The organism is Nonomuraea fuscirosea (genome assembly GCF_003001935.1).
Lineage (GTDB): Bacteria > Actinomycetota > Actinomycetes > Streptosporangiales > Streptosporangiaceae > Nonomuraea > Nonomuraea fuscirosea.
This window is the reverse complement of sequence record NZ_PVNG01000007.1, coordinates 177,279-197,223: the sequence shown is the minus strand read 5'-3', so window position 1 is coordinate 197,223 and position 19,945 is coordinate 177,279. Positions and strand designations below refer to the sequence as shown.

The window sequence follows — 19,945 nt, the reverse complement described above, 5'->3', positions numbered from 1 at the left end:
GGCGGGACCTCTCCGAAATGTCCGACCTGTGATCGGACACTTCCAACGTTACGTCCTGGATACCCGAATGTCGCGTCAGGAACCGTAACGCCGGTGCCTCGCAGCGTAATCACGCAACGCCCGCAGGAAATCGACCCTGCGGAAGTCCGGCCAGTAGGCCTCGTGGAAGTAGAACTCAGAGTGAGCGCTCTGCCAGAGCATGAAGCCGGACAGACGTTGCTCGCCCGAGGTCCGGATGAGGAGGTCCGGGTCGGGCTGGCCGCGAGTGTAGAGATGCTCCGCGATGTGCTCGACATCGAGTACCTCGACGAGGTCCTCGATGCTCGCTCCCTTGCTCGCGTGCTCCTGGAGCAGTGAGCGCACCGCATCGGCAATCTCACGTCTTCCTCCATACCCAACTGCAACGTTCACAATCAGGCCTGGACGGTGTGATGACGCTTCTTTTGCATTTTTTAGGACATTAGCTGTGCGGTCCGGGAGCAGATCGAGCGCGCCGACGGGACTGATCCGCCAGCCTTCCGCCACGAGCTCCTGGGTCACGTCCTCGATGATGCGCAGCAGCGGCTCCAGCTCTTCGCGCGGCCGGTTGAGGTTGTCGTTGGACAACATCCAGACCGTGACGACCTCCACACCGCTCTCCCGGCACCAGCCGAGCAGCTCGGAGATCTTGTCGGCGCCCTTGCGGTGCCCCGACGCCACGTCGCGCATGCCCATGGCGCGCGCCCAGCGGCGGTTGCCGTCGATGATGACCCCGACATGCCGGGGAACGCTGTCCTTCGACAGCTTGGCCTCCAGCCGGCGTTCGTACAGCCGGTAGACCAGATCGCGCAGGCCCACGGAGTGCCTCCCAGCGGTGCTGTGCCTTGGGGCGCTTGCCCCAACAGGCAATTATCACCGCGAATCGTCCGTGCCTGCTCCTTCTACCGGATTCCTCGCAATATCTCTACCATCCAGACACCCTTCCGCCTCATTCACCAGCTCGCCGACGAACGCCGACAGCTCCGAGGAGGTCAGCACCGCCCGCATGCCCACGCCCGTGCTGCCCCACGCCTCCACGAAGGCCCTCCTGGTCAGCCGCCACGCGCCGGGGCCCGGCTGCCACATGGGGATGGTCCGCAGCTGGCAGCGCAGCTCTCCGCCGCCCACCAGGCCGGCCCTCGTGCGGTAGCGGAAGGAGAACAGCTCGCTGTCGGGCTCTTCGCCGGGGAAGCGGTCGTCGGGGTCGGACCATCGCCGGGCCGCCCCGCCGCCCCTGCGGGCCTCGTCGACGCCGCGCGCCAGCCGGCTCAGCAGCCAGCCGCACCGCTCGCCCACGCTCCCGTACGGGGTGCCGTCGCGGTGGAGCTCCAAGGTGATCTCGTACGGCGTGCCGACGCTGTCGGTGCACGCGACGGGTGTGACGCTCAGGAACGAGCCGTCGACACAGCGTAGTCCTCCCACGCCCTCACCGTTTCCGCCCGAAAGCGCCCTAAACCGGGGCTCTCAACGCGGTTTCCACTCGTGCTCGCGCCAGCCGGGCGGCTGGTGCCACTCGGTCCAGCCGTAGCCCGTACGGCCGTCCTCGGTCTCGTACGCGCACACCGCCCGGGGGAACTCGGCCACCTCGCCCTCGGGGGAGGTCAGCGTCACGGGGGCGAAGGCGATCGGGCGCACCGTGGTGGCGTTCCCCGGGAAGGCCAGCACCGTCTCGGCGGGGCGGTCACCGTCGAACGTGGTCGCCGCCGTGAAGCCCTCGACGTGCTCCAGGACGCCGTCCCGGGCCAGGAAGGCCGGCCAGGGCAGCTCCTGGCCCAGGTTGGCGCGCATGCCGTGCAGGTGGGTGCCGTCCTCCAGGCGGGCGCTGCTCCACAGCCATGACAGCGACCACCAGTCGCGCACGCCCCAGCTGTGGTCGCGCTCGCCGTGCCCCAGGAAGGGGACGCCGCCGATGGTGCCGGTGACCGCGCAGGGGATCTCGTAGCGGGGGGTGATGGCGTAGCCGTAGACGCCCGCCGCCGGCTGCCACTCCAGGTCGAACGTCAGGTCGTCCGAGGTCAGGCCGACCCTGGCCGGGCCGAAGGGGACCGCCGTGGTGTGGGTGGCGGTGTAGTCCGCGGCCGTCACCGTGAGGTCGTCGCCGGGCAGCGGGGCCTCGTGGTCGACGCGGGTGACGACGCCGTCGGCGGTCACGAGGCAGGCCCAGTACCAGGCGCGCTTCCAGTGGGGGTAGAGGCCGAGCCTGATGTAGCCGGCCACCTCGCCGTCCTCGGAGACGAAGTCGTAGTACCAGGACTCGTTCCACAGCGGCTCGCCGCCGGGCTCGTGCCGGTGCTCGTCCTCCGTGGTCAGGGGCCACCGGCCCATGTCGACGATCCGCATGCCGCCTCCCAAGCGCTTGCTACGGTCAGCTTAAGCCGGGATCCTGGACCACCAGCGCCGCCACGCGGACCGCCCGGACCGCCCGGACCGCGACTCGCCGGGCTCCTCGGCGCGTTGCCCGGCAGGCTGCTTGGCGCGTCGCCCTGCTGACGGCTCGGTGGGGGGCAGCCGGCCGCGTTCGCGCAGCCAGGCGGCGAAGTCGTCGGCGTCGGCGCGGTAGCCGGGCGGCGGCGCGGCGCGGGCCCGCGCGTACGCGGCGAACTCGGCGGCCAGATCGGGGCCCGCCGCGACGGCCGTGTCCGGGCGGATCCTGGCCACGATGGCGCGACGCTTGGCGATCAGGCTCGCCGCCTGGGCGCGCATCCGGCCGGGATCGAAGCCCTCAGGCACCTCCGCCCCGGCGACCAGCGCCGCCACGACCCGCGCCTGAGCCGCGGCCAGCCTGGCCACCTCGTCCTCATGCGCGACGCCCGTCCCGTTCGCCACCCGCGCGGCGTCCGCCCGGCCGGACGACTCTCGCGCGGCGTCCGGTGCGGCCGGGGATGCCCGGCCGGGCGGTTCTCCGGTCATCGGCACTCTCCCGCCAGGGCCATCGCGGTCCTGATCCTGGACAGTTCGCCCGCCAGCACGGCGTCGCTCGGGTACTCGTCGTCCCACTCCAGCAGCACGCCCGGCGGGGTGACGCGGGCGCACAGCTCGGTGAGCAGGTCCAGCACGACCTGCGGCGCGGTCGTGGTGTGCGTGTCGTGCCAGAGGCCGTGGTGCTCGTACCCGCCGGCGACGTGCACGTACGCCAGGTGGTCGAGCGGCAGCGCGTCGAGCGCCGCCACGGCCGGCAGGCCCAGGTTGAACTGGTTGGTGTAGAGGTTGGCCACGTCGACCAGCAACCCCACCCCCGTGCGTTCCACCAGCTCGGCCAGGAACTCCGCCTCGGTCAGCTCGTCCTCGGGCCAGCCGAACAGGGCGGCGACGTTCTCCAGCGCCAGCGGGACGGGCAGCGCGTCCTGGGCGCGGCGCACGTTCTCCGTGACGACCCGCAGCGACGCGCGGGTGCGCGGCACGGGCAGCAGGTGCCCGGCCTCCAGGCCGCCGCCTCTGACGAACGCCAGGTGCTCGCTGACCAGGGGCGCGTCCAGAGCCTGCGCGCAGGCGGCCAGGTGGGCCAGGCGGGCAGGGGAGGGCGGTTCCGCGCCTCCGATCCCGAGCGAGACCCCGTGCGGGATGACCGTCAGGCCCCTGGCCCGCAGCACCCGCAGCGACTCGGGTAACCGGGCGGGCTTGAGGTTCTCGGCGACCACCTCGAGGAAGTCGACGCCCGCCATCCGTTCGATGCTCAGATCCAGCTCGGACCGCCAGCCGATGCCCACGCCCAGCCCGGCCATGTCAGCCTCCTCCGCCGCCGCAACCACCGCCGCCGCAGCCGCCGCCTCCCCCGCAGCCGGCTGTCCCGCCGCCGCAGCCGGACGGACCGCCGCCACAGCCCGCTCCGTGGCCGTAGGAGCCGCCGGAGACCGGCGAGCCGGTTCCAGCGTACGAGGCGCGCAGCCGCCGTTCACGCCGGCTCCCGCGCCTGCTCAGCTCCGTCCGCAGGGCCGGGTCCCGGACCGAACCGAGCCCGTAGAGCGCGAGCGGCACGGGGCCCTGGGCGACGCCCTCGGCGTTCCCCCGCCTGGCCGACTCGATCGCCTCCTGGCCCGCCGCGGTCAGCGCGTTGCGCACGCGGAGGCGTTGACCGGCGAGCACGACCTCGGCGGCCACCCCCGTGCCCGCGAAGACGAGCAGGGCCGCCACGGCGTGGAAGCCCGGGTCCACCAGCACCGTCAGCCCCTCCAGCGCGGCGCCCGCGTAGGCCCCCAGCGACGTCATCCGCAGCCGGAAGCACAGGTTTCGCACCCGGGCGAAGGAGCCGTCCTCGATCAGCAGCCCCTGCTCCGTGAGGTGCCGTCTGATCGCGTCCATCGCCAGGCTTCTGGTGACCTCGATCCTGAGCGACATCAGGGGCAGTCCCGAGCGGGCGGCCACCGTGCCGAGCACGGCCTCCTCGACGGGCTCGCGGGCGACGGTCCCCATCGTCACCTTGTGCACCCGGCCGCCGCGTGACACGCGCAGGTCGCCGGCGTCCGCCAGCAGGGCGATGGCGGTGTCGGCCACCCGCTGCGGGCCGCCCACCAGGTATGCCAGGTCGTAGTGGCCGAGGTGCAGGAGCCGGGATCCGGCGGCGGCCAGGATGTCGGCCCGTGCGCGCTGGATGGCGGTGGTGGTGGCGGCGGCGTAGGCGCCCAGACCCACCGAAACGATCAGCAGGAACAAGTTCATGTGCGGCCTCCCCTCGTAGGCCGAGCTGGGAGGGTGTACCGGCAGGTACACCTACGAGCACGTTAGCCACCGCTTACGCGACGCAAGGACTTCTGCTCGTTTCGTCACCTACCGATTTTTTCGGTATTTCTCCGCACCGCCGGCCCGTGATCACCCGCCCGGGCTTCCGCCACCCGCCGGGCTTCCGCCGGCCGCCCGCCGGTCTTTCGCGGCACCCGCCGATCCGGTCAGCTGCCGCCTCCGCAGCTCGACCCGCAACTGGATCCGCAGCTCGACCCGCCGCCCGAGTCACCGCCGCCGCCGAAGTCGCCGCCGCCGTAGGAGTCGGTGCCGAACGTGGTGCCGTCACCGCCGTGGTGGGTGCCGCACGAGCCGGCGCAGTCGCCCTGGGGGTCGCCCACGGACAGTTCGTCGCAGAGTGCCTGGTCGCCGGCGTCCTGGAGGCCGTACAGGGCGACGGGGACGCCCACCGCCAGGGCCAGCGAGGCGGGGTCGCGCACGCCTCTGGGGTGGTGGCCGCGGGCGGCGACCAGGACGGCGCGGCCCTCCCTGGTGGTGACGCTGTGCAGGCGCCGGTCCTGCTGGGCGAGCGTCACGAGCCCCGTGACCAGGGTGACCGCCGCGATGAACAGCGCGCCGACGAACGACGTCTCCTCCCCCGCCACGTCGAGGTTGTCCAGCACGATCAGCAGCCCCAGATAGCCGGCGGCTCCCGCGGTGATCCACTTGAGCCGGTCCCGCAGCCGCCACGCCGTGCCGTACGCCTCCGGGGACACGATCAGGCCGCGTGCCTCCAGCCCGGCGGCCAGCGCCGTGAGGGCGGGATGCCGCTCCAGCCCGCGGCGCAGCTCGCCGGCCCGGCAGCCGCCCGGCCTGGCCGCCAGCGTGTCCAGCACGGCCTGCTCCAGCGGCTCGGGCGAGGGACGCGCCCCGTGCACCGGCGTGACCTGCGAGCCCCTGGACACGCGGACGGCGCCGGCCGTCGCGAGGACGGCCAGCGCCGTGTTGACGGCCCGTCTCGGGCCGCCCGCCAGGTAGGCGAGCTCGTAGTGGTTCAGCCGGTGGCCCGTGCCGCTCGGCTCGCGCTCGCCGACGCGGCGGCGCTCGCGTTCGACCCGCCGGCCCGCCAGGCTGACCACGAGGAACATGCCGATGGCGGCGATGAGCAGGATCGAGTCCACGGGCGGGCCTCCCATCGCGGTACGACAGTGCGTCAAGTTAGACGGCGTCCGCCGTACCGCACAAGGGAGATACGTCAGCCGAGGCGGTCGAGCAGCGCGTTGTACTCGTCCCACAGCTCCTTCGGCAGATGGCTGCCGAACTTGTCGAAGTGGGCCGGGATCAGCGCGGCCTCCTCGCGCCACACCTCGCGGTCGACGCTCAGCAGCGTGCGCAGGTCCTCCTCGGGCAGGTCCAGGCCCTCGGTGTCGAGGTCGTCGGGCAGCAGGCCGATCGCGGTGGGCACGGCCTCGGCCTCGCCGTTCAGCCGCTCGACGATCCACTTGAGCACGCGGCTGTTCTCGCCGAAGCCCGGCCAGATGAACTTGCCCTCGGCGTTCTTGCGGAACCAGTTGACGTAGTAGATGCGCGGCAGCCGCGCGCCCTCGCGGCGGCCGACGTCGATCCAGTGGCCGAAGTAGTCGCCCATGTTGTAGCCGCAGAACGGCAGCATGGCGAACGGGTCGTGACGCAGCTCGCCGACCTTGCCCTCGGCGGCGGCGGTCTTCTCGGAGGCGACGTTGGCTCCGAGAAAGACGCCGTGCTCCCAGCTCAGCGACTCTGTCACCAGAGGTACGGCGGTGGCGCGGCGGCCGCCGAACAGGATCGCCGAGATGGGCACGCCCTTGGGGTCCTGCCACTCGGGTGCGATGGTCGGGCACTGCCCGGCCGGGGTGGTGAAGCGGGCGTTCGGATGGGCGGCGGGCTCGTCGCTGTCAGGCGTCCACGAGCGGCCCTTCCAGTCGGTCAGGTGCGCGGGAGGCCGCTCCGTGAGGCCCTCCCACCACACGTCGCCGTCGTCGGTGAGGGCGACGTTGGTGAAGATGCTGTTGCCCCAGAGCGTCTTGACCGCGTTGGCGTTCGTCACCTGGCCGGTGCCGGGGGCGACGCCGAAGAAACCGGCCTCGGGGTTGATCGCGTAGAGCCGGCCGTCGTCGCCGAAGCGCATCCAGGCGATGTCGTCGCCGATCGTCTCGACCTTCCAGCCGGGGATCGTGGGCTGGAGCATGGCGAGGTTGGTCTTGCCGCACGCGCTCGGGAAGGCGGCGGCGATGTATCGGGTCTCGCCGGACGGCGGCGTGAGCTTGAGGATGAGCATGTGCTCGGCCAGCCAGCCCTCGTCGCGGGCCATGACGCTGGCGATGCGCAGCGCGTAGCACTTCTTGCCGAGCAGGGCGTTGCCGCCGTAGCCGGAGCCGTAGGACCAGATCTCGCGGGTCTCGGGGAAGTGGCTGATGTACTTCGTCCTGCTGCACGGCCAGGCCACGTCGTCCTGGCCGGGTTCGAGTGGCGCGCCGACGGAGTGCACCGCCTTGACGAAGTCGCCGCGCTCCTCGATCAGGCGCAGCGCCCTGTCGCCCATGCGGGTCATCACCCGCATGGAGACGGCGACGTACGCGGAGTCGGTGATCTCGACGCCGAGCTGCGAGATCTCGCCGCCGAGCGGGCCCATGCAGAACGGCACGACGTACATGGTCCGGCCGCGCATGCAGCCCTTGAACAGCTCGCCGAACGTCTCCCGCATCTCGTCAGGGGCGATCCAGTTGTTCGTGGGCCCGGCGTCCTCCTCCCGCTCGGAGCAGATGAAGGTACGGTCCTCCACCCGCGCCACGTCACTGGGATCGGACTTGGCGTAGAAGCTGTTGGGCCTGGCGGCCAGGCGCGTGAGCGTCCCCTGCTCGACGAGGAGGTTGGTCAGGCGTGTCCACTCCTCCTCAGACCCGTCGCACCACTCGATGCGGTCGGGCTGGGTCAGGGCTGCGATCTCGCTCACCCACGCCCGCAATTCGCTATTGGTGGTGGGTGCGGTTACTTCCACGGAAACGGACACGGCGGTGACTCCTCCACTCTTCCAAGGCCCAGTCATCATTAACGACGAGGCGACCGGAAAGCCAATTGGCATAGACCTCTTGGCCAGGCCGTCGCCGCAGGCAGAGGCCTTGACGATTGGGGGAGCCTACCCAGGCCGAGCGGATTTAAAAGAAGTAATTCCGAGCACTGGTCCAGTCCAATTCGGCTGGTCTAAACCAATTTCCGAAGTGGTTTAGTCCAATGTCGGCGCCGTTTCCCCTGCGCTATCTCAGGAATTGACGTCCGGGCCGGCGGAGCGAACGCGGTCGACGTGCTGCAGGGCGTCGCGCAGATCCGTCAGCCAGGTGTCGGTGTTGCTGCCCACCAGGCGTACGCACCAGGCGAGCGCGTCGCTGCGGCTCCTGGCCACGCCGGCGGCCACGAGTGTGTCCAGCACCTGGCGTTCGGCCTGCCGCAGGCGGGTCATGACCGGCACGGACAGTGTGGTGAACATCACAGTCTCGCCGCCGCAGACGACACCCCAGGAAACCTTCTGCCGGAACTTGCGCTCGGCCTCCCTGGCGATCTCGATCCGCCGTTCGCGCGTCTCCTCCCTGAACCTGACGGCGAGTCCTTCGATCAGCGCGGCGCGCTCGGACTCCGGCACGTCCTCGGGCGGGTCGGGCAGGGTGCCGAGCACCGCGATCTCCTCGCGGTCCCTGACGATCTCGGGCGCGCCGGTGAACCATCCTTCGGGCAGCCGCCCGGTGAACCAGCCGCGAACCTGCGCGGTCGCATCTTCTGTTGCCATGTAATCAAGATTACATAGTTGCGGCGCCGATGCACGGAAGGGATAGCGAAGACTGTCCATGAGGCGCGCCCGGCGGCTTCGGCGCCCGCCCGGAGGCCCTGACGGACCTGACCGCTCTAACGAACGCCTGCCGCGGCCACGGGGCTGACGCGGACGACTCCGGCCAGGTTGCGCCGGTTCACCGGGACGATCTTGACCACGTCCCCGGTGCGCGGCGCGTGCAGCATCTTCCCGTCGCCCCAGTAGATCGCCACGTGCGAGATGTATTGGGGGTTGGTCGGGTCGTTGCGCCAGAAGAGCAGGTCACCCGGCTGCGCCTGGGCGAGCGGCACCTGCGGCCCGGTCACCCACTGCTGGTGCGTCACCCGGGGCATCCGCACCCCGGCCTGCGCGAAGGCCCACTGGACCAGGCCCGAGCAGTCGAAGGTGTCGGGGCCCTCGGCGCCCCAGACGTACGGGCGGCCCAGCTTGGACACGGCCGCCCTGAGCGCCACCGTGAGCTGTTCGCCGGTCATGAACGAGCCCGCCGGCCAGTTGCGCGCCACGCTCTGCCGGGGCCGGGGCAGCACGGGGTTGACCATGGCCACCTGGGTGCCCTTGGGCAGCACCTTCAGGATCCGCCTGCGCAGGGTGTCGGAATCGGCCTTGGGCGCGCTGACGATGAGCGCGTTGTTCTGGGGCACCCCGAGGGTGCGGCCGACGTCCCTGGACACGACGGCGTCCACGGCGCCGAAACCCGTGGTGGCGTACGCGCCGATGCGCAGGTTGCCCGCCGAGCCCGCCGGCACCCGGCGGTGCAGCGTGAGCCCGCCGTCGTTGCCCAGCACGAACGAGACCGCGACGTCACCGGCCGCCACGTTCTGCCAGAGCGCGTCGGACGCGGCGGTCACCTTGGGGGTGTAGGCGCGGAACGTGGAGGGGTTGACGGCCAGGGTCTGCACCCGTTTGCCGTCGAGCGTGATCGACGCCGCGTCGGCCAGCTCCAGCGCGCGCACCCCGGAGAGTTTGGCGACCTTCTGTAACGACGCGTTGGTGAACGGCCGGCGGGTGAGCACGAACAGGTTGGGTTTGTGCAGTCTGCCCAGCGGCGCGACCGGCTGGAGGGTCCTGATCTGTTCCTGGGGGCGCTGTTCCTGGGGGCGTTTCCCGGCCAGCAGCGACTGCTTCGGCGTGGCGCGTACCGCGACGGGTTCGACGGTCGTGCGCGCCTGCGTCAGCAGCAGCACGTCGGCGGTCATCACCGCCACGAGCGCCACCACGATGAATGGCACGAGTTTGAGGGTGTTACGCCGCTTACGGGTTTTTACTAAGAAACTGAGGTCTTGCCGAATTCCGGACGAATGCGAAAATGCCGCCGGGCCAGCGTGGGCCCGGCGGTCGTCGTCCAGGGGGGTCAGTTGCCGATGTACGGCACAGCCTCGAGGATCTCGACGGTGTTCTGCCGTCCGTTGGGCATGGAGTAGGTCGCCTTCTCCCCGATCTTCTTGCCGTTGATCGCCGAGCCCAGAGGGGACTTGGGCGAATAGACGTCGATCGGCGCTCCGCTCTCTTCGCGGGAGGCGAGCAGGAAGGTGACCTCGTCATCGTCACCGACGAACCTGATGGTGACGGTCATACCGGGCCCGACCACGCCCTCGGCCTTGGGGGCCTCGCCCACCTGGGCGTTGTCGAGGATCTGGCGGAGATGGAAGATCCGGGCCTCCATCTTGCCCTGCTCGTCCTTGGCGGCGTGGTAGCCGCCGTTCTCCTTCAGGTCGCCTTCTTCGCGGGCAGCCTCGATCTTCTTGGCGATGTCGACGCGCCCGGGGCCGGAGAGGTATTCGTACTCCCCCTTCAGGCGGTCGTACGCCTCCTGCGTCAGCCAGGTGACGTTCTCATCGCGAGAGTCGGCCACGGGTTCTCCTTGCTTGCCTAGGGGGCCCTGAGATCACTTGAGGATGCGTACGGTTGAATTGCGAAAGGCTAACAAGTTAACCGCTCGAACGCTTCCCCAAATGTCTCACTATACGAGATTGCAGTACTGGATGTGGACGGAAGTCGCCCGACCGCTCGTGTCGAGGCTTTCCTTGAGCTGCTTACTACCCTCACCAGCCGGGATTCTTACTTCCTTGCTGCCCACTTCCGCGTGATCGACGTCCAGCGCCCTGATCCGGCAGACGGCCACCCTATCGTCTGCCTTGTACACCTCAAAGGTGATCTCCGCGCGGCTCGGCCCCAGCACTTCGAACGTGATCACCTGCGACGGCGCCTCCGACCCGCCCGCGGTCATCGACCACATCACGTAGCCCCACCCACCGGCGATGATGGCGACCAGCACGCCGATCACGACGTGGACGACGAGCCGGCCACCTCGCTTGGGGCGATCGGGAAAGTCGTCGGGGGTGCCGAGAACCGGTCCGTTCTCGACATCTCTGGTGGCCATGGCGGAATCTCCCTGCACTCCCTCAGCGTTATCCGAGACAATTGTCGCCCGCGGGGGGTGTGCCCTCGCGACCGCCCAGCAGAAACTAACCTCTCTGGGCGACTGACTGGTCCCGACTGAGGAGCATCGAGCTCGTGAGTGCACCGCTGAGGCTGATGGCCGTCCACGCCCACCCCGACGACGAGTCGAGCAAGGGTGCCGCGACGATGGCGCGCTATGTGCGCGAAGGCGTGGAAGTGCTGGTCTGTACGCTGACGGGCGGTGAGCGCGGCTCCGTGCTGAATCCCAAGATGGACCGGCCCGAGATCGTGGCCAACATCGGCGAGGTGCGCAGGGCCGAGATGGCCAGGGCGCGTGAGATCCTCGGCGTCGAGCAGCGTTTCCTGGGCTTCATCGACTCCGGGCTGCCGGAGAACGAGGAGGAGGAGCTGCCCGAGGGCTGCTTCGCCCTGCACAAGCTGGAGGACGCCGCCGCCCCGCTGGTGGCCGCCGTACGCGAGTTCAGGCCGCACGTGATCATCACGTACGACGACGACGGCGGCTACCCCCACCCCGACCACATCATGACGAACAAGGTCTCCGTCGAGGCCTTCGAGGCGGCCGGCGACCCCGACCGCTACCCGGACGCCGGCGACCCGTGGCAGCCGCTCAAGCTCTACTACCAGATGGGCTTCACCAAGGAGCGCTTCGAGGCGCTGCACGAGGCGATGACCGAGCGCGGCCTCGGCTCCCCCTACTCCGACTGGATCGCCCGCTGGGAGGACCGCCCCGCCAAGTGGCCGGTGACCACGCGCGTGCCGTGCGGCGACTACTTCCAGATCCGCGACGAGGCCCTGCTGGCGCACGCCACCCAGGTCGACCCCGACGGCTTCTGGTTCGTCTGCCCGCGCGAGCTCCAGCAGGAGATCTGGCCGACCGAGGACTACCACCTGGCCCGCTCGCTGGTCGACACCGAGACGCCCGAGGACGACCTGTTCGCCGGCATCCACGCCGACGAGGTCGAGCCCGCCTGCCACTGACGGCACCCCTGGCCGGAGCACGACCCCCCGGTGGCAGACTGGAAGGGTGACCGTTCTAGCAGCTGGTGACGTGAGCCCGGGCGTCCTCGGTTTCGTCGTCGTGGCCCTCATCGGGTTCGCCCTCTATTTCCTGATCAAGTCGATGAACAAGCAGATGACGAAGATCCAGGTGCCGCGCGAGAGCGAACTCGACGAGACCACCGACGGCCGGGCGTCCGACGGCGCTCCTGGCGCCGGCGATCGGGCCGACGGGGCCGACGACAAGGTCGTCGCTGACAAGAAAGCCGAATAGATGCCGATGGAAATCGTCGACAACACGACGGAGAACCGGTTCGAGATCCTCCTGGACGGCAAGGTCGCCGGGTTCGCCGACTATCGGCTGCTGCCCACCAAGGTCGTCTTCACCCACACCGAGGTGCTGCCCGCCTACGAGGGGCAGGGGCTGGCGGGCAAGCTGGTCGGCCAGGCCCTGCAGATGAGCGCCGACACGGGGCTGCGGGTCGTGCCGCTCTGCCCGTACGTGGCCAAATACATCGAACGTCACCCCGAGTTCAAGGACCTCGTGGACGCCCCGGACCGCACCGCCTGACGGGGTCGTCCAGCCAGAGCCCTCCGGACGGGGCCGTACTCGCGGGGAGGGCGTACTCCCGACGGGTCCTCACTCCACGGCGGGGGACCAGGCACGTTCCAACGCCTGCGGCAGCCCCCACCAGCCCAGCCGGGTGAGCACCTCGCTCCCGTCCACGATGCCGAGGTGCGCCCACAGGCCCACCACCGACGCGAACAGCCCCTCCGTGGCGCCGAGGTCGTCCTCGTCCTGCTCGTCGATGTCGATGTCCTCCGACTCGGCGATGAGCCGCGCCATCCGTTCCGGCGAGGCCAGCACGCCCGGCCCCAGCCGCACCAGCGCCGCCACCCCGGCCAGCCAGTCGGCGTGCTGGATCGCGCAGAGATTGGCCAGCGCCGTGTCCTCCTCGCCCAGCACCCCCTCCAGGTCGGCGAACTCCTCCAGCACGTCACCGCCCTCCGACAGGTCGGACACCGGCCCCGCGACGCCCGCCGCCACCGCCAGCCACAGCTCCACGTCGTCGTCCGGCACCGGCCGCTCGTCGAACCCGGCACAGGCGCGCAACACGCTGCCGGGGTAGCCGGGCAGGGCCAGCAGCGCCCGCAGCCGCGTGGCGGCCGCCTCCAGCTCCTCCACGGGCAGCTCAGGCCGCTGGGGCAGCTCCGCCATGATGCGCCGCAGCTCCGCCAGCGCGAACGCCTCCTCCTCGTCCCAGGCGGCGAACAGCTCCTCGTCCTGCTCGTCGCTCACCGCGAACCCCGGCACCCTGCCGTCGGGCAGCGGCGTGCTCAGCCAGCGCTCCTGCAGCTCCTCGTACGCCTGCCTGGCCTCCCTGTCGCCGGCCGCCAGCGCGTCGGGATCGACCTCGCCCGCCGCCACCCGCTCCTCCAGGTACGCCACCAGCCGCGCGAACATCTCCGTGGCCACGGGCCCGCGCTCGTCCTCCTCGGGCCACACGAAGTAGCCGGGCGTCACGAGGATCGGCTCGGTCCCCGTCGCCTCGACCCACCGCTGCACGTCACCGACCGTGGCCACACCCGCCTCGATCGAGCTGAGCGTCGCCTTGGCCGACTCCCAGAACGCGAGGGAGAGCGGGTTGCCCGCCGCCATCATGGCCCGCCGCAGGTCGGGCAGCGCCACGAGCGCGACCCCCGACGGCACGGCCAGCAACGCGCGCGCCACGTCCCTGCGCGTGATCCCGCTCGCGGGACGGCCGGCGTGGGCGCGGAGGAAGTCCATATCCACGCCCCGTAACCTACGCCGTCCCCCACACCCGAGTCAGCCGCCCCGCCCCGCCCTCCCGGGCATGTCGCCGTCGCCGTCTAGGGTTGGCAGGGGAGGCTTCCATGAACCGCTTGAAAGACGCGACCAGCCCTTATCTGCTCCAGCACGCCGACAATCCGGTCGACTGGCATCCGTGGGGCGAGGAGGCGTTCGCGGAGGCGCGCCGGCGTGATGTGCCGCTGCTCATCAGCGTGGGCTACTCGGCCTGCCACTGGTGTCACGTCATGGCCCATGAGAGCTTCGAGGACGCCGGCACCGCACGCCTCATGAACGAGCACTTCGTCAACATCAAGGTCGACCGCGAGGAGCGGCCCGACGTGGACGCCGTCTACATGGGCGCCACGCAGGCCATGACGCAGCAGGGCGGCTGGCCGATGACGGTGTTCGCGACGCCCGACGGGCATCCGTTCTACTGCGGCACCTACTTCCCGCGTCCGACCTTCCAGCGCCTGCTCACCGAGGTGCACCGGGTGTGGACCGGCGACAGGGACTCCGTGCTGCAGCAGGGGGCGAAGGTGGTGGAGGCGCTCAACACGCACGCCACGCTGCCCACCGGGCCGCTGCCGGGCGAGGAGACGCTGCGCGGGGCCGTGGCCGACCTGCGGCGGACGTTCGACGCCGGCCACGGCGGGTTCGGCGGGGCGCCCAAGTTCCCGCCGTCGATGGTGCTGGAGTTCCTGCTGCGCTCGGGCGAGCGGGAGATGAGCGGCGCGACGCTGGAGGCGATGGCCCGGGGTGGCATGTACGACCAGCTCGGCGGCGGATTCGCCCGCTACAGCGTGGACCAGGCGTGGGTGGTGCCGCACTTCGAGAAGATGCTCTACGACAACGCCCTGCTGCTGCGCGTCTACACGCACTGGTGGAAGGCGGGCGGCGGCGATCTCGCGCGGCGGGTGGCGCTGGAGACGGCCGGATGGCTGCTGCGCGAGCTGCGTACGCCGGAGGGCGGGTTCGCCTCGGCCCTCGACGCCGACAGCGAGGGCGTGGAGGGCAAGTTCTACGTCTGGACGCCCGAGGAGCTGCGCGAGGTGCTCGGCGAGGACGACGGCCGGTGGGCCGCCGGGCTCTTCGAGGTGACGCCGGCCGGCACGTTCGAGCACGGCTCGTCCGTGCTGCAGCTGCTGCGCGACCCGGAGGATCCTGAGCGGTACGCGGACGTGCGGGCGCGGCTGCTGGCCGCCCGCGAGCTCCGGGTGCGTCCGGGGCGCGACGACAAGGTCGTGGCCGCGTGGAACGGCCTGGCCATCGCGGCGCTGGCCGAGACCGGCGCGGTCTTCGAGCGTCCCGAGCTGGTGGCGGCGGCCACGGCGGCGGCCGAGCTGCTCGCCGAGACGCACATGGCCGACGGCAGGCTGCTGCGCACCTCCAAGGACGGCCGGGCGGGCACCAACGCCGGAGTGCTGGAGGACTACGCCGACCTGGCCGAGGGCCTCATCTCCCTGTACGGCGTCACCGGCGAGGCCAGGTGGCTGCGGCTGGCGGGCTCGCTGCTCGACACCGTGCTCGACCGGTTCTCCGACGGGTCCGGCGGCCTCTACGACACCGCCGACGACGCCGAGCGGCTCTTCCAGCGGCCGCAGGACCCGACGGACAACGCCACCCCCTCCGGCCAGTACGCGGCCGCCGGGGCGCTGCTCTCCTACGGGGCGCTGACCGGCTCGGCCCGGCACCGCGAGGGCGCGCAGGCCGCGCTGGGCACCGTGTCGGTGCTGGCCACGCAGCATGCCAGGTTCGCGGGGTGGGGGCTGGCCGTGGCGCGGGCGGCGCTGTCGGGGCCCGCCGAGGTGGCCGTGGTCGGGCCGGCCGACGACCCGCGTACGGCGGCGCTGCACCGCGAGGCGCTGCTCGCCGCCGCGCCCGGGCTGGTCGTGGCCCTGGGCCGGGGTGACGGCGACGCGCCCGACGGGGCTGAACCCGTCTTCCCCGCCCTGCTGGAGGGGCGTGCGCCGGTCGGCGGGGCACCGGCGGCGTACGTGTGCAGGCAGTTCGCCTGCCGGATGCCGGTGACGACGGTCGAGGAACTACGCGCCGAACTGGCCCGCTGACCCGGCCGGCCGCGCCCGGCCAGCCGGGCGGGCGGGCGCGGCCGCTCGGGCAGGCGAGCCCGCGGTCAGCCGGGCCGAGGACGGCCGCTCAGGCGCGCGAGCCCGCGGCCAGCGGGGCCGAGGACGGCTTCTCAGCCGCGCGACCAGCCCGTCAGCCGGTCGGGCGGCGGCCGGTTCTGTCGTCCTCCGTACCGCCGCCGTCCTGCTGGATCGACGGCGCGTCGGGCACCAGCGTGTCCGGCGGTGAGCTCTCGCGTGGCTGCTCGTCGGGCCGCCCGTCGTCCGACGGCGGCTCCTCCGTGGGCTGCTCGTCGGGCAGCGGCTCGCCGGTGAAGTCGGGCTCGGGAACGTCCCAGTCGTCCTGGTCGGCAGGCGGCGAGTACTCCTGGTCGGGCAGGTCGCCCCGGCCCCGGTCGGGCTCCGAGTAGTCGGGCGACCAGCCGTACTCCGACGGCTCGGGGAACTCCTCGACCGGCTTGCCCGCCATCGCCTCGGTCATGAACGCCCGCCAGATCTGCGCCGGCAACTGCCCGCCGAACTGGGTGCCGTAGCCGGGGATCGTCACCGTGGCGTTGTCGTCGCGGAACATGTTCACCGCGACCGCCAGTTGCGGGGTGAAGCCGTTGAACCAGACCGCCTTGGACTCGTCCGTGGTGCCCGTCTTGCCGGCCACCGGCCGGTCGTAGAGCCGGGCGGCGGTGCCGGTGCCGTACTTGACGACCTGCTGCATCGCGTACGTGGTGTCGGCGGCGGCCTGCTCGCCCACAGCCTTGGTGGCCAGCGGCTTGACGACCGCCTCGCGGCCGTCGGCGTCGGTGACCGACTTCACCACGTGGGCCTCCATGTGCACGCCCTTGTTGGCGAAGGTGGCGAAGCCGGAGGCGTTCTGGACGGCGCTGACGGAGGCCACGCCGAGCGGGAAGGCGGCGGCGTTCGCGTGCTGGTCGAGCTGGGCGGCCGGGATCCCGGCCGCCTCGGCGGTCTTGGCGACCTTGTCCAGGCCGACCTTCTGGCCGAGGTCCACGAAGGCGGTGTTGACGGAGTTCTGGGTGGCGCTGACCAGGTTGATCTGCCCGTACGAGCGGTCGCCGTCGTTGGGGATCGACTGGGAGGCGGAGGCGACGTGCATCGGCGAGTTGCCGTCGACCCGGGTGGACAGGTCGAAGCCGTTGTCGAGCGCGGCGGCCAGCGTGTACGGCTTGAACGTCGACCCGGCCATGACCTTGGCCGAGAACGCGCTGTCGTAGTACTTCGACTGGGAGGGCTTGCCCCCGTAGAAGGCGACGACCTCGCCTGTGGCGGGGTCGACGGCCGCCAGGCCGGTGCGCACCTTCTTGGGCGTGCCGTCGGGCAGGATGTCGGAGACCGCCCGTTCGGCGGCCTGCATGAGCTTCTTGTCGAACGTCGTGACGATCTTGAGCCCGCCGCTGTTGACGTCCTCGTCGGAGTAGCCGCGCCGGTTGAGCTCGGCGGTGACCTGCTCCAGCATGTACTGGGCCTGGCCCTTGAGCTCGAACGGCTTCTTCGGCGCCTTGAGCTTGGGGAAGACCTGGGAGGCCACCTCGTCGGCGCGCAGCGCGCCCGTCTGGCCCATCGCGTCGATCACGGAGCGCCAGCGTTCCTGGGCGGCGGCCAGGTCGGAGCCCTTGGGGGCGGCGAAGCGGCTGGGCTGCTGGATCACCGAGGCGAGGTAGGCGCCCTCCGAGACGCTGAGCTCCTCGACGTCCTTGCCGAAGTAGGCGCGCGCGGCCGACTGGATGCCGTTGGCGCCCCGGCCGAAGTAGATCGTGTTCAGGTACTGCTCCAGCACCCAGTCCTTCGACCTGGACTGGTCGACCTTCATCGCGATGAGGATCTCTTTGAACTTGCGGGTGACGGAACGTTCCTGGCTCAGGCCGCTGTAGTAGTTGCGCACGAGCTGCTGGGTGATGGTGGAGCCGCCCTGGAGCTGCTGCCCGGTGAGGGTGGACCACACGGCCCGCCCGGTGCCCTTGAGCGAGACGCCTGCGTCCTCGTAGAACGAGCGGTTCTCGGCGGCGATGACGGCGTCGCGCACGTGCTTGGGCACCTTGGCCAGTTCGACCTTCCTGCGGTCGATCCCCTGCCGCGCGAGCACCGTCTTGCCGTCGCGGTAATAGATCACCGAACCCTGCGCCGTGGCTTGTTTCTGGGTCGTATCGGGAATAGGCGTCAATGCCCAGGCAATAGCGAAAAGCCCGGCCAGTACGAGGATCCCGGTACCGATAGATATCAGGAGAACCCGGAGTATCCGTCGTTTCCGCATCCCTTTGTCACCGCCGATCCGCACCCCTCGACTCCCCTCGTCGTCAAGCGTCGCCCAACCCCCGCAAGCTGGGCGAATGCCAAGGGTAAACGATCGACAATGGTGCCCTGTCCCTCAGCGATAGTACGACTAGCGGCCCTCACGACGTGGAACATCGGCGACCAAAGGCAACACTCGGTAGGGAACCGGAGTGTCAAGGGCGATGATCGAATTAGTCCTGAGTACGCCCTGTACGTCGACGATGCGATCGATAACCCTTTGCAAATCGGCATTCGTGCGCGCCACGACCCGGCAGAGCAGATCACTGTCACCGGTGATCGTGTGCACTTCCAGCACCTCGGGAATGCGGGCCAGCCGGTCGGCCACCGGATCGTGCCCGGCCACCTGCCTGATCTCCATCGTGACGAACGCGGTCACGTCGTAGCCGAGGGCGGCGGGCGACACGTCGGGGCCGAAACCGGTGATCACCCCCCGCTCCGCGAGCCGGTCGAGCCTGGCCTGGACCGTGCCACGGGCCACGCCGAGCCGCCGCGAGCACTCCAGCACACCCAGGCGGGGCTCGGCGGTCAGCAGGGTGATCAGCCGGGCGTCGAGTTCGTCGATCGTCATGCTGTACAGATTTACCGGAGGATCGGCCGCATGACTAGGCAGATTGTGCACTCATCGAGGTAACTGTTGCGCAAGTCGTACAGTTGAATCCACTGTTTGAGGTATGAGTGATGTCTTTCCGGTCAACGGCATGGACGCCGTGGTGTTCGCCGTGGGCAACGCCAGGCAGGCGGCCCACTACTATTCGACCGCTTTCGGGATGCGCCTGATCGCCTATCGCGGGCCGGAGAACGGCAGCAAGGACGAGGCCGCGTACGTGCTGAGGTCGGGCAGCGCCACCTTCGAGCTCAGGGGATCGATCCGGCCCGGCACGGAGCTCGCGCGGCACGTGGCCGAGCACGGCGACGGGGTGATCGACCTGGCCATCGAGGTGCCCGACGTCGAGGCGGCCTACGCCTACGCCGTCGCGCAGGGCGCCGAGGGGCTGGTGGAGCCGTACACGGCGGAGGACGAGCACGGCAAGGTGGTGCTCGCGGCCGTCGCCACGTACGGGCAGACCCGGCACACGCTGGTCGACAGGTCCAACTACGGCGGCCCCTACCTGCCGGGTTACGCCCCCGCCGAGCCGCTGGTCGCGCCGCCCGGCACCAGGAACGGGCGGCTGTTCCAGGCCGTGGACCACTGCGTCGGCAACGTCGAGCTGGGCAAGATGGACGAGTGGGTGGAGTTCTACCGCAAGGTGATGGGCTTCACGAACATGGCCGAGTTCATCGGCGACGACATCGCCACCGAGTACTCGGCGCTGATGTCCAAGGTCGTGGCCGACGGCAGCCGCAAGGTCAAGTTCCCGCTCAACGAGCCGGCCGTCAGCCGCAAGAAGTCGCAGATCGACGAGTACCTGGAGTTCTACGGCGGGCCCGGCGTGCAGCACATCGCGCTGGCCACCAACGACATCCTGGCCACGGTCGACCACATGCGGGCGGCCGGGGTCCGGTTCCTGGACACGCCGGACTCGTACTACGACGATCCCGAGTTGCGCGAGCGCATCGGCCGGGTGCGCGCCCCGATCGAGGAGCTGAAGAAGCGCGGGATCCTGGTGGACCGCGACGAGGACGGCTACCTGCTGCAGATCTTCACCCAGCCCGTGCAGGACAGGCCGACCGTGTTCTTCGAGCTCATCGAGCGGCACGGCTCGCTCGGGTTCGGCAAGGGCAACTTCAAGGCGCTGTTCGAGGCGATCGAGCGCGAGCAGGAACGCAGAGGCAACCTTTAGTTTGTCC

The 19,945-nt window shown here is 70.5% G+C and carries 20 protein-coding genes; 5 read left to right on the top strand and 15 right to left on the bottom strand.

The genetic code is table 11. The features are described 5' to 3' along the window. Window positions 1-75: 75 nt before the first annotated feature. The 12 genes from B0I32_RS18250 to B0I32_RS18195 form a co-directional block, all read right to left on the bottom strand. Window positions 76-837 (bottom strand): isoprenyl transferase, encoded by a 762-nt coding sequence (locus B0I32_RS18250; RefSeq protein WP_106240621.1) that lies wholly within the window; start codon window positions 835-837, stop codon window positions 76-78. Window positions 838-891: 54 nt separating this feature from the next. Next, window positions 892-1,440 (bottom strand): hypothetical protein, encoded by a 549-nt coding sequence (locus B0I32_RS18245; protein ID WP_106240618.1) that lies wholly within the window; start codon window positions 1,438-1,440, stop codon window positions 892-894. Window positions 1,441-1,482: 42 nt separating this feature from the next. Continuing rightward, entirely contained in the window at window positions 1,483-2,358 is an 876-nt protein-coding gene (locus B0I32_RS18240) for a DUF7064 domain-containing protein (protein ID WP_106241035.1), read from the bottom strand. Between the two features lie 30 nt (window positions 2,359-2,388). Further along, the gene (locus B0I32_RS18235) at window positions 2,389-2,928 is read right to left on the bottom strand and encodes an SCO6045 C-terminal-like domain-containing protein (protein ID WP_106240615.1); all 540 of its coding nucleotides are present in this window, start codon (window positions 2,926-2,928) and stop codon (window positions 2,389-2,391) included. After that, window positions 2,925-3,740: an MbnB/TglH/ChrH family RiPP precursor modification enzyme gene (locus B0I32_RS18230; RefSeq protein ID WP_106240612.1), complete on the bottom strand. Its 816-nt coding sequence runs from the start codon at window positions 3,738-3,740 to the stop codon at window positions 2,925-2,927. Before B0I32_RS18230 ends, B0I32_RS18235 begins: the two co-directional genes overlap by 4 nt. A 1-nt stretch (window position 3,741) precedes the next feature. Further along, window positions 3,742-4,674 carry a TIGR04222 domain-containing membrane protein gene (locus B0I32_RS18225; RefSeq protein ID WP_106240609.1) on the bottom strand — a complete coding sequence of 311 codons (933 nt, stop codon included), beginning with the start codon at window positions 4,672-4,674 and terminating at the stop codon, window positions 3,742-3,744. 227 nt (window positions 4,675-4,901) lie between these two features. Further along, on the bottom strand, window positions 4,902-5,855 hold the full coding sequence (locus B0I32_RS18220; RefSeq protein ID WP_181307513.1) for a TIGR04222 domain-containing membrane protein: 954 nt from the start codon (window positions 5,853-5,855) through the stop codon (window positions 4,902-4,904). Window positions 5,856-5,929: 74 nt separating this feature from the next. After that, the gene (locus B0I32_RS18215; protein ID WP_106241033.1) at window positions 5,930-7,759 is read right to left on the bottom strand and encodes a phosphoenolpyruvate carboxykinase (GTP); all 1,830 of its coding nucleotides are present in this window, start codon (window positions 7,757-7,759) and stop codon (window positions 5,930-5,932) included. A 213-nt stretch (window positions 7,760-7,972) separates the two neighbouring features. Next, the gene (locus tag B0I32_RS18210) at window positions 7,973-8,494 is read right to left on the bottom strand and encodes a hypothetical protein (protein WP_106240605.1); all 522 of its coding nucleotides are present in this window, start codon (window positions 8,492-8,494) and stop codon (window positions 7,973-7,975) included. Window positions 8,495-8,610: 116 nt separating this feature from the next. After that, window positions 8,611-9,765 carry a C40 family peptidase gene (locus tag B0I32_RS18205; protein WP_245955886.1) on the bottom strand — a complete coding sequence of 385 codons (1,155 nt, stop codon included), beginning with the start codon at window positions 9,763-9,765 and terminating at the stop codon, window positions 8,611-8,613. 122 nt (window positions 9,766-9,887) lie between these two features. Next, entirely contained in the window at window positions 9,888-10,388 is a 501-nt protein-coding gene (gene greA, locus B0I32_RS18200; protein ID WP_106240602.1) for a transcription elongation factor GreA, read from the bottom strand. Window positions 10,389-10,496: 108 nt separating this feature from the next. Next, a complete protein-coding gene (locus B0I32_RS18195) occupies window positions 10,497-10,916 on the bottom strand; it encodes a DUF4307 domain-containing protein (RefSeq protein ID WP_106240600.1) in 420 nt (139 codons plus the stop codon). Window positions 10,917-11,050: 134 nt separating this feature from the next. Here B0I32_RS18195 and mca point away from each other — a divergent pair, with 134 nt between their 5' ends. Genes mca through B0I32_RS18180 form a run of 3 tightly spaced genes read left to right on the top strand, consistent with a single transcriptional unit; the run spans window position 11,051 to window position 12,524 of the window. Next, the gene (gene mca / locus B0I32_RS18190) at window positions 11,051-11,935 is read left to right on the top strand and encodes a mycothiol conjugate amidase Mca (RefSeq protein ID WP_106240597.1); all 885 of its coding nucleotides are present in this window, start codon (window positions 11,051-11,053) and stop codon (window positions 11,933-11,935) included. A 46-nt stretch (window positions 11,936-11,981) separates the two neighbouring features. Further along, complete coding sequence (locus B0I32_RS18185; protein ID WP_146178213.1) at window positions 11,982-12,227, top strand: hypothetical protein; 246 nt, start codon at window positions 11,982-11,984, stop codon at window positions 12,225-12,227. Then, on the top strand, window positions 12,228-12,524 hold the full coding sequence (locus tag B0I32_RS18180; protein WP_106240592.1) for a GNAT family N-acetyltransferase: 297 nt from the start codon (window positions 12,228-12,230) through the stop codon (window positions 12,522-12,524). It begins immediately after the preceding gene. Between the two features lie 69 nt (window positions 12,525-12,593). On the opposite strand, the gene B0I32_RS18175 is transcribed toward B0I32_RS18180, so the two are convergent. Then, window positions 12,594-13,742 carry a hypothetical protein gene (locus tag B0I32_RS18175; protein ID WP_106240589.1) on the bottom strand — a complete coding sequence of 383 codons (1,149 nt, stop codon included), beginning with the start codon at window positions 13,740-13,742 and terminating at the stop codon, window positions 12,594-12,596. A 107-nt stretch (window positions 13,743-13,849) separates the two neighbouring features. On the opposite strand from B0I32_RS18175, the gene B0I32_RS18170 reads away from it, so the two are divergent. After that, a complete protein-coding gene (locus tag B0I32_RS18170; RefSeq protein ID WP_106240587.1) occupies window positions 13,850-15,832 on the top strand; it encodes a thioredoxin domain-containing protein in 1,983 nt (660 codons plus the stop codon). Window positions 15,833-15,983: 151 nt separating this feature from the next. Here the strand turns inward: B0I32_RS18170 and B0I32_RS18165 are convergent, their stop codons facing one another. Both B0I32_RS18165 and B0I32_RS18160 read right to left on the bottom strand, forming a co-directional pair. Further along, window positions 15,984-17,975, bottom strand: a complete 1,992-nt coding sequence (locus tag B0I32_RS18165; protein WP_106240584.1) for a transglycosylase domain-containing protein — start codon at window positions 17,973-17,975, stop codon at window positions 15,984-15,986. A 270-nt stretch (window positions 17,976-18,245) separates the two neighbouring features. Continuing rightward, window positions 18,246-18,725 carry an Lrp/AsnC family transcriptional regulator gene (locus B0I32_RS18160; protein ID WP_106240582.1) on the bottom strand — a complete coding sequence of 160 codons (480 nt, stop codon included), beginning with the start codon at window positions 18,723-18,725 and terminating at the stop codon, window positions 18,246-18,248. 103 nt (window positions 18,726-18,828) lie between these two features. On the opposite strand from B0I32_RS18160, the gene hppD reads away from it, so the two are divergent. Next, entirely contained in the window at window positions 18,829-19,938 is a 1,110-nt protein-coding gene (gene hppD, locus B0I32_RS18155; RefSeq protein ID WP_106240580.1) for a 4-hydroxyphenylpyruvate dioxygenase, read from the top strand. The last annotated feature ends 7 nt before the right edge of the window (window positions 19,939-19,945 follow it).